We start from the raw sequence: 14,180 nt of genomic DNA on the forward strand, positions 1-14,180 counted from the left end.
ACTTTCCGCTCACCTCACGGCGACGCGGTCAGCGCGCGTGCCCTCTGCGGGAGAGCGCGGTCACCTGCCGGGCGTGCTCGGGGGCCGGGGCGCGGCTCCCGGCTCGGCGGCGAGCGGTGGGGCGCCTGCCCAGGCCGGTAGTGGTTCGCAGCGGCTCGTCCACTCCGCAGGCAGGGGGGCGCTCCCCGCGACGATGCCGCCGACGATGGCGCAGGTGGTGTCGATGTCCCCGCCGGCCGTCGCGGTGGTCCACATGGCCGCCTCGAAGTCGCGGCGTTCGCGGGCCGCCACCCAGAGGGTGAAGGGGACGGTGTCATGCGCGCTGACCTGGCGTCCGTTGCCCAGCACCCGGGCGGCGAGCGCGGGGTCGCCGATGGTGAGGAGCCGCCGCGCCTCCGCGATGCCGTCGCGGACCATGCTCGGGGGCACGTGTTCCGCGATCCGGTCCAGGAACCGGCCCGGGGGGAGGGCGGGCTCGCCCGCGACCGTCGCCGCGGCCACAGCCACGGCCACGGCGCCGGCCACCGCTTCCGGATGCGTGTGGGTGACCTGCGCCGACAGGGCGGCCTGCCGGGCGGCGAGCGCGAGGTCGCCGGCGAACCAGGCGCCGAGCGGCGCCACGCGCATCGCCGCGCCGTTGCCCCACGAGCCCTTGCCGTCGAACAGCCCGGCCGCGAGCGTCCGCCAATCGCCTCCCTCACGGATCAGGCGCAGCATCCGGTTGGTGGCGGGGCCGTACCCGCGGTCGAAGTCGTGGTGGGCGGCGAAGGCCGCCGCGAGCTCGTCCTGGTCGATGACGCCGTGGTCGGCCAGTACGCGGTAGACGGAGCACGCCATCTCGGTGTCATCGGTCCACTGCCATGGAGCGGGCGGGAGCAGGCGGGCGGGGAGGGCGTGCCGATTGGCCGGGACGAAGAACTGGGAGCCGAAGGCGTCACCGAGGGCCAGGCCATGGAGGGAGGCCGTGGCCCGCGCGAGGGGGAGAGCGGACATCCCCTTCATTGTGACGGAACTTCATTGTGACGGAACTCCATTGTGACCGCCGTCGCCCGGAACCGGGGTTTTGTCGGCGGCGTCTGGGAGGGTCTGCGCCATGGTCTTCTTCGTATACCGCAGCGTCTACCAGGGGCCGTCCGGCAGGCTGGTGCGCCATCTCCCCGACGCGACCGTGCTCGGCTGGTTCCAGAGGGTGTGGGACGAGGCGAGCGCCGGCGACGCCGCCGAGTGGATCGAGCGCGAACTCGGCGCGAGCGTCTACGGCCTCGCCAGCATCTTCGAGGCCGGGCTGCCCGCGCCCCGTACCCTCGCCGAACTGCACCGGATGCTGGAGGAGCACCTCTACGTCGAGCTGGAACTGCGCGTGGACGAGCACAGCGTGCGGGTGCTCACCGATGACGACGAGGTCATGCTGGCCTACTTCTTCGTGGAGGACCACGTCGTGGCGGCCGAACCGGATCGCTGGGCCTACCTCCTGCACGACGGCTGGGAGCTGCCCGCGGTCCCGGCCGGGGCCGGCGGCGGCACGCCGTTCACCCCTCCGGGGCCGACCTGGACCGCGACCTCCGCGCCGCCCGGCGGGGAGGGGGAGACGTACGCGGTCGTGCTGACCTTCTCCGCCACCTCCGACAGCATCGGCTGGAATCTTCCGGCGCGCTTCCCCGGCGTCCGGTTACCCCGGCTCGCGGCGGCGTTGCGGGAGACGGACGCCGCCATCGAGGAGTGGTCGGAGGAGCCGGCGGTCGTGCGGGCGCTCGTGGCCCCCGATGAGGACGAGATCGGGCCCGCTCTGGAGCGCTGCAACCGCTGGCCGGACTTCGACCAGCGCGTCGCCGAGTTGCAGGGCGCCCACGGGCGGGCGCACGAGGTCGCGCTGCGCCTGGTCGCGGGGTTCGAGCCCACCCGGGGACGCGAGCCGCACCGCACGATGATCCGCCGGAGCGAGCACCTGGCCCAGATGGCCATGCACACCGACGGCTACTTCGGCTACCGGCAGTGGTTCTTCTTCGACGATGTCTGGGCCGCCGCCCACCCCGCCCTGGCCGCCTCGCTGATGCACTACGGCGTGCACTGGGATCCCCGCTGCCCCTGCGACCACGAGACCTTCGACTGCGTGCCGTGAGCGCCGCCCCCGAGGCCGGTTCGGGGACGTCCGCGTGAGAACGATCAGGCGGGACGCTCGTCCACGCCCACCGCGCCCACGCCGCTGGTGAAGATGCCGCCGCAGTAACCCTGGGATTCGCCGTAACCGCCCGGCGGGAGGGTCACCCACTCGCCCACCACGTCGGGCGCCCGGCCGCACGTGACCACGGCCCGGAAGATCCAGGTCCGGCCGGTGCGGTTGGTGCACGCCGCGATGCCGAGGTCTCGGTCCTGGGCGTGCACGTAGGTGTCGCAGTCGAGGACCGTGGCCGCCGCCGCGGCCGAGGGGGCGGGCACCGCGACGACCCCGGACATGACCGCCAGCGCACCGGCCGCCGCCACGGCGATCCGCTTGAGTGCGAACATTGCTCCTCCTAGACCTCGGGCAGCGTTTTATTACCATGCGCTACTGATCCTATACGATGCGTTACCGATTGAGAAGGCGGCGGCGGGGGGCGCGCGGCCGGGGATCGGCGGAGGCCACGGCGGGCGCGAGCCGCTGGCTAGGCTGCCCTCGCGGCGTGAGAAGGGGGCGGGCGATGAGGATCGCGAGGCCGGTGCTGGCGGCCACGGCCACGAGGCTCGCGAGGCGGGTACGGGTGGCCGCGGACGCGAGGCTCGCGCGACCGGTGGCGACGGTCGCGGTGCCGAGGCTCGCGAGGCCGGTACGGGACGCCGCGGCCACGAGCCTCGCGCGGCCGATGCCGACGGTCGCGTCCCCGAGCCGCGCGCGGCCGGTGCGGGTGGCCGCGGCCATGGGGCTCGCCGTGGTGTTGGTCGCCGCCTGTGGAGGCGGCGTGGAGCGTGCGCCGCGGGGCGCGGCCACGGAGAGCCCGAGTACCCCGCCGACCGGGGGGAGCCTGGACACCTCGCCGACCGTGGGGAGCGTGTACACGCCGTCCACCGCCTCGCCCGCCGGCACGCCGCTCCCGCTGCCGGCGCAGACCGCGAGTCAAGGCTGGCAGTACGCGTACCTGGGCGACTCGGGCGAGCCGGAGATGCTGGACATCGTGGCCCCGGCCCGGGACGACGCGTGGGCGGTCGGGCGGCGGGGCGACGCGCTGACGCTGCTGCGCTACGACGGCACGGAGTGGCGGGCGCAGGAGCCGCCGCCGGGGGTGTCCCTCGGTGACGGGCGCGCGGTGCTGGGCGCGTCCGGGCCGCGTGACGTGTGGCTGATCGGCGGGAGCGGGGCCGTCCGCTGGGACGGCACCGCGTGGCGCCCCGCTCCCGCGCCCGGGGCCACGGCCGTCACCGATCTGGCGGCGCTCGGTCCCCGCGACGCCTGGGCGGTCACCGGCGAGGACACCGCCTGGCACTGGGACGGCTCCCGATGGGAGGGCGTGCGGCTGCCCGCCAAGGCCCGAGGGGTGTCCGGCACCGGCCCCGGCGACGTGTGGGCGGTCGGCTGGCGCGACTCCGGGCCGGGCGTGGCCGGGGAGCACCTCACCCAACCTGCGGCGATGCACTGGGACGGCCGGTCGTGGCGGCTGGTGGAGACCCCGCTGTTCCAGTTCGCCGACCCGGTGCCGCCGGAGGCGTCGGCGACGCTGTCCGAGGTGGTGGCGGTGGCGCCCGGCGAGGCGTGGGCGCTCGGCGAGCAGACCTTCAACCACGGCGAGACGGAGAACGAGCCCGCCGACCCGCCCCCGCTCCTGCTGCACTGGGACGGCGCGAAGTGGCACCGCGGGTCCGCGCCCCGGTCGTCGTACTGCTGCCCTCGGATCGCCTCGGCGGGCGCGGGGCGGGTGCTGATCGTGGTCAACGGCCCGCGCATGCGCGACTCGTGGCTGCGCGATCCCTCCGGCGCCACCACCCCGCTCCCCGCGCTGCCCGGCATGCCGGGACGCCCGTTCGTGACCGTGCACGCGCTGGCGACCGAGCCCGGCACCGGCACGGTCTGGGCCGCCGGCTCGGTCGAGCTGAACCGCGGCGCGGCCCACCACGCGCTGGTGGCCCGCTATCCCTGAGCCCGCTCAGGCCCCGAACGCGCCCCGCCAGGTGGGGTGGGCCGGCACCCAGCCGAGGCGGTCACGGGCGTACCGGTTGCTCGCGCCACGCGCCCACGGCGTACGCGCGGCATGCGACGGTTCAGAGGCGGCACGTGACGGCTCGGGGGTGGCGCCCGACGGTTGGGGGACGGCGCGCACCGGTTCGGGGGCGGCACGCGACGGCTCCGGCACGGCGTGGGGCGGCTCGGGGGCGCCGATGGCCGCGCAGAACGCGGGGGCCCAGTCCGAGGCCGGGGCGGGTTCGTCGTCGCACACGTTCACCGCGCCCACGGGCCAGCCCAGCGCCGCGACGGCGGCCGACGCGGCGTCGTCCACCTGTACGAAGGAGGTCACGTCCGCCCCGGCGGCCAGCCTGCCGGCGTGCGCCTCTCGGGCCATCAGCCCGCCGGGGTGGTACCAGGTGTCCGGGCCGTACAGCATCCCGTAGCGGAGCACCACCCACTCCGGCAGCTCCCGCACAGCCGCCTCCAGCGCCGCCACGCCTCGCACGGTCGCGTCGCGGGGCGGCGCCGCGTCCAGGTCAAGCGGCTCGGCCTCGGCGGCGGGCCCCTCCCCCGGCCCGTACGCCCACGCGATGCTCTGCGCCACGATCCGCCGCACCCCGGCCTCCAGGGCCGCGGCGACGAGGTTGCGCGTGCCCTCGGTACGGATGCGGGCGTTCGCGGCCAGATCGCGCCGGCGCAGATCGGTGAGCTGGTGCATCACGACGTCGGGCGCGGCGTCCCGTACGGCGCCTCGCAACGCGGCGGCGTCGTAGACGTCGGCCACGACCGCCTCCGCCCCCGCCGCGCGCAGCCCGGCGACGGCTTCCGGACGCGAGGTGAGCGCGACCACCTCGTGCCCCTCCTTCACCAGCAACGGCACGACCCGCCGCCCCACCACCCCGGTCGCCCCGGCCAGGAAGACCCGCACGGATTTCGTCATACGCGGCAGGCTACGCAGCGCGAGGACCGCCGAGCCAGACCACTGTGGCCGCATCCGCCCGGACCACTTACGGCCCGCAGCGTGGCGCCCGAACGCCGGGCCGAGCCCGCGCCTGCCGCGCCTCGGGTGGTGGCGCCTTGCGACTCGTACGGGGCGTCCGGTGGGTCCGAGGGGGTACGCGGGGCCCCTTCGTCACGGTGCGAGGGCCGGGCGAACACGGGGTGTGACCCGTTCGGGAGGGGCTCGGCGGCCGGAGGGAAGGGCTGTCAAGGGGCGAATGTCCTGACTCGGGCGGAAATTTCGCGACGTGCCGGACTAGGTGGTTGACGTCGTCATATGCCGTAGATGACGGCTATGGAGGACTATGAGGCGATATTTTCTCATAAGTTTAAGATAAAACTGCTTACCAATACGGACCTAAAGCGGCAAAACACTCATCGACCGGGACAGACCCGGCTTTTACACCTATGTCCGACTACGCATGGTAACTTCACGGTGACAGATGTCGGAAAGGCGAGCTAAGGGAGGAATTCCAATGAGCTTCAGCCAGATGTTCCCGACCCACCACGACTGGTGGGGCGGCTGTGGGTGTCACCGTCGTCGTCGCTGCTGCTTCCGGCGGCATCACCACTGCGGCTGCGGCTTCCGCGGCGGCTGGTGGTGGTAACACGGGAGGATGGGGGCCGGCTCACCGGCCGGCCCCCATCCCCTCACCCCTCCCCCTCCGGGGGCCCTTCCGGGGACCCGCCGGAGGCGCGGGCGACCGGAGCGGGACGGGTGAGGGCCAGGGACGACAGGGGCAGGACGGGCTCCGGGACGGCGCCAGAGGTGGCGCCGATCGTCACGATCCGGCGGACCTTCGGCCGGTTCTGGCCGCACACCCGGGGCACCCGGCTGCTGTTCGCGCTCGGAGTGGTGTGCGCCATGGCCGCGGCGGCCTGCGAGGTCGCCTCCATTTGGCTGTTCGGCGTCATCACCGACCGCGTTCTCGCCACCCAGGACCTCAACGCGTTCTGGGGGCCGGCCATCGCGTGGCTCGCCTTCGCGGTCGTGGCCGGCCTGGTGTCGTTCGGCGGGCAATACGCCACGGCGCTCGGCGGGGAACGCTTCCTGCTGGGGCTGCGCGACCGGCTGTACGCGCACCTGCAGACGCTGACACCCGACTTCTTCGACAACCGCAAGCTCGGCGACCTGATGGCCCGGCTGACCGACGACATCGAGGCGATCGAGGAACTGGTCGGCTCGGGGCTGGTCAAGCTGATCACCACGCTGATCAGTGTGGTGTTCTTCGCCGGCGCGGCCTTCTACATCCGGTGGGATCTCGCGCTGGTGACGCTGGCCCTGGTGCCGGCGTTCCTGTTCGCGTCCAAGGTGTTCGCCTCCCGCTTCCGGTACGCCGCCGCGCGCGAGCGCAGCAGCAACGGGCGGATGAACAGCGTGATCGAGGAGGGCCTGGCCAACCAGCCGCTGGTCCAGGCGTACAACCGCCAGGAGACCGAGGCGGAGCGGTTGCACGTCGAGGGCCGCACCTGGCTGCGTACGAAGATGGCGCAGGCGAAGCTGGCGGCGATGTACACCCCGTCGGTGCAGATCATCGAGACGCTGTGCCTGCTGACCGTGATCGGCTTCGGCGCCTGGGAGATCTCGGCGGGCCGCCTGACCATAGGCGGGCTGCTGTCCTTCGCGGCGTACCTGGCCTATCTCTACCCGGCGGTGCAGAGCATCGGCGAGATCGCGCTGACCGTCTCGGAGGCGGCGGCGGGCTCCGACCGGGTGATCGAGGTACTGGAGACCCGCCCCATGGTCACCGACGCGCCGGCTCCCGTCGGCACGCCGCCCGCATGCCGGGGCGAGGTGGAGTTCCGGAACGTCACCTTCACCTATCCGGGCCGCGAGACCCCGACGCTGCGCGACCTGTCCTTCACGGTCGGGCCGGGCGAGCTGCTGGTCTGCACCGGCCCGAGCGGCGCTGGGAAGTCCACGGTGGCCAAGCTGCTGCTGCGCTTCTACGATCCCGGGTCCGGCCAGGTGCTGCTCGACGGGGTGGACGTGCGCGAGCTGCCGCTGCGCGCACTGCGCGACCGGATCACGGTGTTGCAGCAGGAGAGCCTGCTGTTCTCCGGCACGGTCAAGGAGAACATCGCCTACGGCCGTCCGGACGCGACGATGGAGGAGATCGTCGAGGCGGCGGTCCTGGCCGACGCGCACGACTTCATCGGCAAGCTGCCGCAGGGGTACGACACACCCGTGGGCCAGCGCGGACGCCTGCTGTCGGGCGGTCAGCGCCAGCGCCTGGCCATCGCCAGGGCCATGCTCCGCGACGCCCCGGTGCTGGTCCTGGACGAGCCCATGACCGGGCTGGACCCGGACACCGCGGCCCGCATCATGACCCCGCTGCGGCGCCTGATGGCCGGCCGCACCACCATCATGATCGCCCACGATCTGTCGCTGGTCCCGGAGAACGCGACCAGAATCGATCTCGCTCCGGAACCGACCGCACTGGCGCCGAAATAATCGTTTCGCCGAGCCGAGCTCCCGGTCCCGCCGTATGGAATATGGCGGGACCGGGATCATCTTCCGTGAATGGCGTCACCACCAGTTGCCGGTAAATCGTGGCCTGGTCGTAGCGAAAGTGGAGCCGGGGTCGATGACCCGGAACGCGGCTTCGCAGGCGCGATCCATCTCCTCCAGGAAGCGGTCGTCGCAGACGCGCCGGTCGCCCCTGAACTCGTGGTTGTGAGTGCCTCCGTAATAGCAGCCGCACGCGGCGGAGAAACCGGCTCCCGGAGCGTCGCCGGAGATCCGGTCGTCGCGGGGCGGCTCGCCGCACGATCCCCCGCCCGGCGCTCGCGGCCACGCTCGGTGTCAGCGGGGCCCGGGGGCCCTTCTGAAGGCGAAGGGTTCGCTTTCGCGGCCGGGGACGACGAACCAGCATTCGCCGGTGCCCTCGCTCGCCAGCAGGCGCATGAAGGCGTCCACCACGTCCGAGACCGCCAGGATGGGGAAGCCCATGGCCTCCAGCGTGGACTTTCCGGTGGCGATGATGGCGGTGTCGGCGAAGGAGGGGCACAGGGCCTGGACGCGGACGCCCTGGGGGGCGAGTTCGGGGCCGAGGGAGCGGACCAGGCCGACGACGGCGTGTTTGTTGGCGGCGTAGACGGGGTCGCTGGGGATGCCGACGATGCCGGCCATGCTGGCGGTGGCGACGATGGCGCCGCCGCCGGAGGCGAGGAGGGCGGGGAGGGCGGCGTGGACGCCGAAGACGACGCCGTCCAGGTTGACGCCCATGGCGCGGCGGTAGCGGGCGAGGTCGAAGTCGTCGCCGAGGCCGAAGCCGGAGGCGACGCCGGCGTTGAGGAAGGCGATGTCGAGGCGGCCGTACCGGTCGAGGGCGGCGGCGACGGCGGCGCGGTTGTCGTCCAGGCTGGAGACGTCGCAGTGGACGTACGCGCCGCCGACCTCGTCGGCGACCGCCTTGCCGGCCGCGTCGTCCACGTCGGCGATGATGAGGCGGGCGCCCTCGGCCGCGAGGCGGCGGGCCACGCCCGCGCCGATGCCGTTGCCGCCGCCGGTGATCAGGACGACCTGGCCGGGGGTCACGGCGGGGGGCGGGGTCACAGCGGGGGGCGGGGTCACAGCGGGGGGCGGGGTCACAGCGGGAGACCTCCGGTCGCGTCGCGGGTGGTGCCGGTGTCACGGTACGCCTGGATGGTGCGCTCGGCGATCCGCATCTGGTGGATCTCGTCGGCGCCGTCGGCGAAGCGGGCCCAGCGGGCGTGCTGGAACATGCCGACGAGCGGGGTGTCGGTGGAGTAGCCGAGCGCGCCGTGCACCTGGATGGCCCGGTCGATGATCCGGTTGAGGCTGTTGGCCACGAAGTGCTTGGCCATGGAGACCTCGGTGCGGAAGTCCTCCCCCCGGTCGATCTTGTACGCCGCGTGCAGCACCATCAGCTTGCACTGGTACAGCTCCATCGCCGAGTCGGCGATCATCCACTGGATGCCCTGCTTCTCGGCCAGCAGCGAGCCGTGGCTGTAGCGGTTGAGCGAGCGGTCCACCATCATGTCCAGCGCGGTCTCGGCCTGGGAGATCCAGCGCATGCAGTGGGCGAGGCGGGCGGGGCCGAGGCGGTACTGCCCGAGCCGGTGCCCGTTGCCGCGTCCGCCGAGGATCTGGCCGTCGGGCACCCGCAGGTCGGTGATGACGATCTCGCTGTGCCCGGTGGAGCCGTGCATGGTCTCGACCTCGCGGACGTCGTTCCAGCCCTCCTGCGGGATGTCGATCAGGAAGGCGGTGTTGGCGCCGCGCGAGCCCTCGGGCACGTCGTCCTCGGTGCGGGCGATGAGGATCGCGAAGCTCGCCCGGCGCGCGCCGGAGATGAACCACTTGTGGCCGTTGATCACCCACTCGTCGCCGTCCTTGACCGCGCGGGTGCGGATCAGGGTGGGGTCGGAGCCGGCCACCTCGGGCTCGGTCATCGCGAAGCAGGACGACTTGACGCCCTTGAGCAGCGGCTTGAGGTACTTCTCCTTCTGCTCGTCGTTCGCCCAGTGCAGCAGGGTGTGCATGTTCCCCTCGTCGGGGGCGGCGCAGTTGAACACCCACGGCCCGATCCGGGTCTTGGCGGCCTCCGACTGGAACATGGCCAGGGCGACGTGGCCGAGGCCCATGCCGCCCCACTCCTCGGGCATGTGGGGCAGCCACAGCCCCTCGGCCTGGGCCTTGCCGCGCAGGTCGAAGATGACCCGCAGGTACTCCTCCCGCGGCGGGGTCTTCCCGCCCTCCTCCAGTGCCGCCATGGCGGGGGCGATGGTCTCCCGCACGAAGGTCCGTACGCGGGTGCGTATCTCGTCGTGCTCGGGCGCGAGTGTGAAGTCGATGGCCATGCGGGGCCCCCTCGGTCCGGATTGATGCGGTTGCCCGACTGACTAAGGCAAGTGCATTATTACCGTGGGATCGACGACAGGGGAAGGGATGCCGACCACCACCGCCTCCCGGCTCGTGGCCGCGGCCGAGCGGCTGTTCGCCGAGCGCGGGATCGACGGCGTGTCCCTGCGCGAGATCAACGCCGCCGCCGGCCAGCGCAACTCGACCGCGCTGCAGTACCACTTCGGCGACCGGGCGGGCCTGCTGCGCGCGGTGCTGGCCAAGCACCACCCCGAGATCGAGGTGCGCCGTCACCAGCTCCTGGACGACTACGAGGCGCGCGGCGAGCTGCCCCCGGCCGAGGCCCGCCGCGCGCTCGCCGCCGCCCTGGTACGCCCGCTGGCCGCCAAGCTGGCCGACCACGACGGCGGCCGGGCCTACCTGCGGGTGATGGAGCAGCTCGTGCACCGCGCCGACCCTCCCGCCGTGCTGGTCCCCCCGTCCGATCCGGGCCAGAGCATCAACCGCTGGCGCGAGCTGGTCGCCCCGCTGCTCGCCGACGTCGCCGTACGCCGCCTGCACCTGCGCTTCGTCGCCATCCGCCTCACCCACGTCGAGCTGGCCCGCCGCGCCGACGCCCCCGTGCGCCCCGACGACCGCCTGTTCATCAGCCACCTGATCGACGTGGTCTCCGCGGTGCTGGCCACCGAGGTCTCCCCCGAGACCGCCCGCCTGCTCGCCGAGCGCGACGCGACCCGGTAGCCGCGCCCGGCGGGCCGCGTGGTACGACTTGGGCCGACCGGGAGGGAGTCGTGGCGATGGTGGATCTGCGCGGGGTGGCGGGGTTCTGGAAGGAACGGCATCTGTGCACGCTGAGCAGCGTGCGGGCCGACGGCACCCCGCATGTCGTGCCGGTGGGGGTGACGCTGGACGAGGAGGCGGGGATCGCGCGGGTGATCACCTCGGGCACGTCGTACAAGGCGCGCAGGATCGCGGCGGCGGGGCCGCGGGGCGTGCCGGTGGCGGTGTGCCAGGTGGACGGGCGGCGGTGGTCCACGCTGGAGGGCGTGGCCGTGGTGCGCGCCGACGCCGAGGCCGTCGCGGAGGCCGAGCGCCGGTACGCCGAGCGCTACCGCACCCCCCGGGTCAATCCGAACCGGGTGGTGATCGAGATCCGGGTGACCCGGGTGCTGGGGAACGTCGGCCGGTGAGCCGGGCGGTGGCGGTCGTCTCGGTCGTGGGGATCGGGGCCGACGGGTGGGACGGGCTGGACGCGGCGGCGCGGGAGGCCGTGCGCGGCGCCGAGGTGGTGATGGGCGCCGCGCGGCAGCTCGCACTGGTGCCGGAGGGGGCCGGGGAGCGGGTGGTGTGGCCCTCGCCGCTGCTGCCCGCGCTGCCGGGGCTGCTCGGCGCGTACGCGGGGCGGCGGGTGTGCGTGCTGGCCAGCGGCGATCCGATGTTCTACGGGATCGGGACCACGCTGGCCCGGCTGCTCGGGCCGGAGCGCCTGCGGGTGCACCCCCGGCCGTCGGCGCTGTCGCTGGCCTGCGCCCGGCTGGGCTGGGCGGTGGAGGAGGTCGAGGTCGTCAGCCTGGTGGGGCGGCCGGAGGCGCTGCTGCATCCGGCTGTGCAGCCGGGGCGGCGGGTGCTGGTGCTGAGCGCGGACGCCACGACGCCGGCGCGGGTGGCGGAGCTGCTGCGCTCGCGCGGCTACGCGGGCAGCCGGATGGTGGTGCTGGGCGAGCTGGGCGGTCCCGGGGAGAGCCGGATCGAGGGGACGGCGGCCGGGGCCTGGGACGGCGTGCCGGGGCTGAACGTCGTGGCCGTGGAGTGCGCGGCCGACCCCGGCACGGTGCCGCTGCCCCGGGTCGTGGGGCTGCCCGACGCGGCGTACGAGCACGACGGGCAGCTCACCAAGCGCGAGGTGCGCGCGGTCACGCTGGCGCGGCTCGCGCCCGTCCCCGGCGAGCTGCTGTGGGACGTGGGCGCGGGCGCGGGGAGCATCGCGATCGAGTGGATGCGCAGCCACCCGGCGTGCCGGGCGATCGGCGTCGAGCGCGACCCGGAGCGGGCTGCCCGTGCCGCACGGAACGCGGCGGCCCTGGGCGTGCCGGGGCTGGAGGTCGTGGTGGGCGAGGCGCCGGGGGCGCTGGCCGGGCTGCGTACGCCGGACGCGGTGTTCGTGGGCGGCGGCGCGACCGTGCCCGGGGTGCTGGAGGCGTGCTGGGAGGCGCTGCGGCCCGGGGGCAGGCTGGTGGTGAACGCGGTGACGGTGGAGTCGGAGGCGGTGCTGGCGCGCTGGCACGCCGGGCGCGGCGGCGACATGGTGCGGCTCGCGGTGAGCAGGGCCGCCCCGGTCGGCGGCTTCACCGGGTGGCGCGCGATGATGCCGGTGACCATCCTGAGCGTTGTCAAGGAGGCCGGATGACGGTGCGCTTCGTGGGGGCCGGGCCGGGGGCGGCGGACCTGATCACGGTGCGCGGGCAGCGGGTGCTCGCGTCCTCCCCGGTCTGCCTGTACGCGGGCTCGCTGGTGCCCGCCGAGCTGCTGGCCGAGTGCCCGCCGGGCGCCCGCCTGGTGGACACCGCGGCGCTCACCCTGGACGAGATCGTGGCCGAGATGCTGGCCGCCCACGCCGCCGGGCTCGACGTGGCGCGTCTGCACAGCGGCGACCCGTCGGTGTTCAGCGCGATGGCCGAGCAGATGCGGCGGCTGGACGCGCACGGCGTGCCGTACGAGGTGGTGCCGGGGGTGCCGGCCTTCGCCGCGGCGGCGGCGTCGCTGAGGCGCGAGCTGACCGTGCCGGGCGTCGGGCAGACGGTCGTGCTCACCCGTACGGCCGCGCGCGCCACGCCGATGCCGCCGGGCGAGGATCTGGCCACGCTGGGCGCGAGCCGGGCCACGATGGTGCTGCACCTGGCGGTGCAGCGGATCGACGAGGTCGTCGCGGAGCTGCTGCCGTCGTACGGGGCGGAGTGCCCGGTCGCGGTGGTGGCGCGGGCGAGCCGCGCCGACGAGGTGATCCTGCGCGGCACCCTGGCCGACATCGCGCAGCGGGTGCGGGAGGCCGGGGTCCGCAGGACCGCGGTGATCGTGGTCGGGCGGGTGCTGGCCGCCCGGGAGTTCCCCGACAGCCACCTCTACTCGGCCGAGCGGTGCCGCGCATGACCCAGCGCCCGGCCGACGATCGCGCCCCCGCGGTCGATCACGACGACGTCCACGGTCACGGGGGCCTCGCGCAGCACGGCCCGCGCGGTCTCCAGCGCCCGCGCGGCGATCAGGTCGCCGAGCGGCAGCCCGGCCTCGCGGCACAGCGTGAGGGCGTGCAGGGCGGTGTTGGCCGCCCGTACGCGCCCGGCCAGCTCCGGCGGCGCGCCCGCCTCGGCCGCGAGCGCGGCCAGCAGGTCCTGGTTGACGTGGGAGCGGCCGGAGTGCAGGTCGAGGTGGCCGTCGGCGAGCTTGGACAGCTTGCCCACGCCGCCCGCGACCGTGAGCCGGGGCACCGGGTGGCGGCGCAGGTACTTCAGCACCGCCCCGGCGAAGTCGCCCATGTCGAGCAGTGCGTCCTCGGGCAGGCCGTACAGCTCGGCCGCGACGCGTTCGGAGGTGCTGCCGGTGCAGGCGGCGACGTGCGTACGCCCGGCCGCCCGCGCCACGTCCACACCGCGCCGGATGCTGTCGATCCAGGCCGAGCACGAGTACGGCACCACGATCCCGGTCGTGCCCAGGATGGACAGCCCGCCCAGGATGCCCAGGCGCGGGTTCCAGGTGCGCCGGGCCAGCTCCTCGCCGTTCTCGACGGAGATCTCCACGACGACATCACCGGTGCCGCCGCAGCGCGCGGCCACCTCGGCGATGTGCTCGCGCATCATCCGGCGCGGCACCGGGTTGATCGCGGGCTCCCCCACCTCCAGCGGGAGCCCCGGCTTGGTCACGGTGCCCACGCCGGGCCCGGCCGCGAAGGCCACCCCGCCGCCGGGCGGGCCGGGGCGCACGCGGGCGGAGACGACCGCGCCGTGGGTCACGTCCGGGTCGTCCCCGGCGTCCTTGACCACCGCGGCGGCGGCCTCGCCACCGTCCAGGCGCTCCCAGGCGAGCGCGAACGCCGGGCGCTGCCCCTTCGGCAGCGTGATCGTCACCGGGTCGGGGAACTCCCCGGTCAGCAGCGCGGTGTACGCGGCCGTGGTGGCGGCGGTCGCGCACGCCCCGGTCGTCCAGCCGTGCCGCAGCCCGCTCACC

At 74.3% G+C, this 14,180-nt stretch carries 13 protein-coding genes; 7 read left to right on the forward strand and 6 right to left on the reverse strand.

Annotated elements, in window-relative coordinates; translation table 11 throughout:
* Positions 1-60: 60 nt before the first annotated feature.
* Positions 61-1,002: an ADP-ribosylglycohydrolase family protein gene (locus HNP84_RS30045; protein ID WP_376771981.1), complete on the reverse strand. Its 942-nt coding sequence runs from the start codon at positions 1,000-1,002 to the stop codon at positions 61-63.
* A 91-nt stretch (positions 1,003-1,093) separates the two neighbouring features.
* Between HNP84_RS30045 and HNP84_RS30050 the strand changes: the two genes are divergently transcribed.
* Positions 1,094-2,119 carry a hypothetical protein gene (locus HNP84_RS30050; protein WP_185053298.1) on the forward strand — a complete coding sequence of 342 codons (1,026 nt, stop codon included), beginning with the start codon at positions 1,094-1,096 and terminating at the stop codon, positions 2,117-2,119.
* 44 nt (positions 2,120-2,163) lie between these two features.
* Here the strand turns inward: HNP84_RS30050 and HNP84_RS30055 are convergent, their stop codons facing one another.
* Positions 2,164-2,505, reverse strand: coding sequence for a hypothetical protein (locus tag HNP84_RS30055; RefSeq protein ID WP_185053299.1), 342 nt, complete (start codon positions 2,503-2,505; stop codon positions 2,164-2,166).
* A 173-nt stretch (positions 2,506-2,678) separates the two neighbouring features.
* Here HNP84_RS30055 and HNP84_RS30060 point away from each other — a divergent pair, with 173 nt between their 5' ends.
* Entirely contained in the window at positions 2,679-4,109 is a 1,431-nt protein-coding gene (locus HNP84_RS30060; RefSeq protein WP_185053300.1) for a hypothetical protein, read from the forward strand.
* 6 nt (positions 4,110-4,115) lie between these two features.
* Here HNP84_RS30060 and HNP84_RS30065 read toward each other — a convergent pair whose 3' ends face one another.
* Positions 4,116-5,075 carry an NAD-dependent epimerase/dehydratase family protein gene (locus HNP84_RS30065; RefSeq protein ID WP_221336917.1) on the reverse strand — a complete coding sequence of 320 codons (960 nt, stop codon included), beginning with the start codon at positions 5,073-5,075 and terminating at the stop codon, positions 4,116-4,118.
* Between the two features lie 828 nt (positions 5,076-5,903).
* Between HNP84_RS30065 and HNP84_RS30070 the strand changes: the two genes are divergently transcribed.
* Positions 5,904-7,589, forward strand: a complete 1,686-nt coding sequence (locus HNP84_RS30070) for an ABC transporter ATP-binding protein (protein WP_312926003.1) — start codon at positions 5,904-5,906, stop codon at positions 7,587-7,589.
* Positions 7,590-7,940: 351 nt separating this feature from the next.
* Here the strand turns inward: HNP84_RS30070 and HNP84_RS30075 are convergent, their stop codons facing one another.
* Both HNP84_RS30075 and HNP84_RS30080 read right to left on the reverse strand, forming a co-directional pair.
* A complete protein-coding gene (locus HNP84_RS30075) occupies positions 7,941-8,693 on the reverse strand; it encodes an SDR family oxidoreductase (protein ID WP_312926006.1) in 753 nt (250 codons plus the stop codon).
* Positions 8,694-8,725: 32 nt separating this feature from the next.
* Positions 8,726-9,961 (reverse strand): acyl-CoA dehydrogenase family protein, encoded by a 1,236-nt coding sequence (locus HNP84_RS30080; protein ID WP_185053301.1) that lies wholly within the window; start codon positions 9,959-9,961, stop codon positions 8,726-8,728.
* Positions 9,962-10,049: 88 nt separating this feature from the next.
* Between HNP84_RS30080 and HNP84_RS30085 the strand changes: the two genes are divergently transcribed.
* The 4 genes from HNP84_RS30085 to cobM are packed head-to-tail and all read left to right on the forward strand — an operon-like array spanning position 10,050 to position 13,109.
* Positions 10,050-10,703, forward strand: a complete 654-nt coding sequence (locus HNP84_RS30085; RefSeq protein ID WP_185053302.1) for a helix-turn-helix domain-containing protein — start codon at positions 10,050-10,052, stop codon at positions 10,701-10,703.
* A gap of 56 nt (positions 10,704-10,759) precedes the next feature.
* A complete protein-coding gene (locus tag HNP84_RS30090; RefSeq protein WP_185053473.1) occupies positions 10,760-11,152 on the forward strand; it encodes a pyridoxamine 5'-phosphate oxidase family protein in 393 nt (130 codons plus the stop codon).
* Entirely contained in the window at positions 11,149-12,369 is a 1,221-nt protein-coding gene (gene cbiE / locus HNP84_RS30095) for a precorrin-6y C5,15-methyltransferase (decarboxylating) subunit CbiE (RefSeq protein WP_185053303.1), read from the forward strand. The genes HNP84_RS30090 and cbiE overlap by 4 nt, the downstream gene beginning before the upstream one ends.
* Complete coding sequence (gene cobM, locus HNP84_RS30100) at positions 12,366-13,109, forward strand: precorrin-4 C(11)-methyltransferase (RefSeq protein ID WP_185053304.1); 744 nt, start codon at positions 12,366-12,368, stop codon at positions 13,107-13,109. The genes cbiE and cobM overlap by 4 nt, the downstream gene beginning before the upstream one ends.
* Here cobM and HNP84_RS30105 read toward each other — a convergent pair.
* A complete protein-coding gene (locus HNP84_RS30105) occupies positions 13,082-14,179 on the reverse strand; it encodes a cobalt-precorrin-5B (C(1))-methyltransferase (protein WP_185053305.1) in 1,098 nt (365 codons plus the stop codon). The two genes, cobM and HNP84_RS30105, sit on opposite strands and share 28 nt — an antisense overlap.
* Position 14,180 lies beyond the last annotated feature (1 nt).

This window comes from Thermocatellispora tengchongensis (assembly GCF_014202315.1).
Taxonomy (GTDB): domain Bacteria; phylum Actinomycetota; class Actinomycetes; order Streptosporangiales; family Streptosporangiaceae; genus Thermocatellispora; species Thermocatellispora tengchongensis.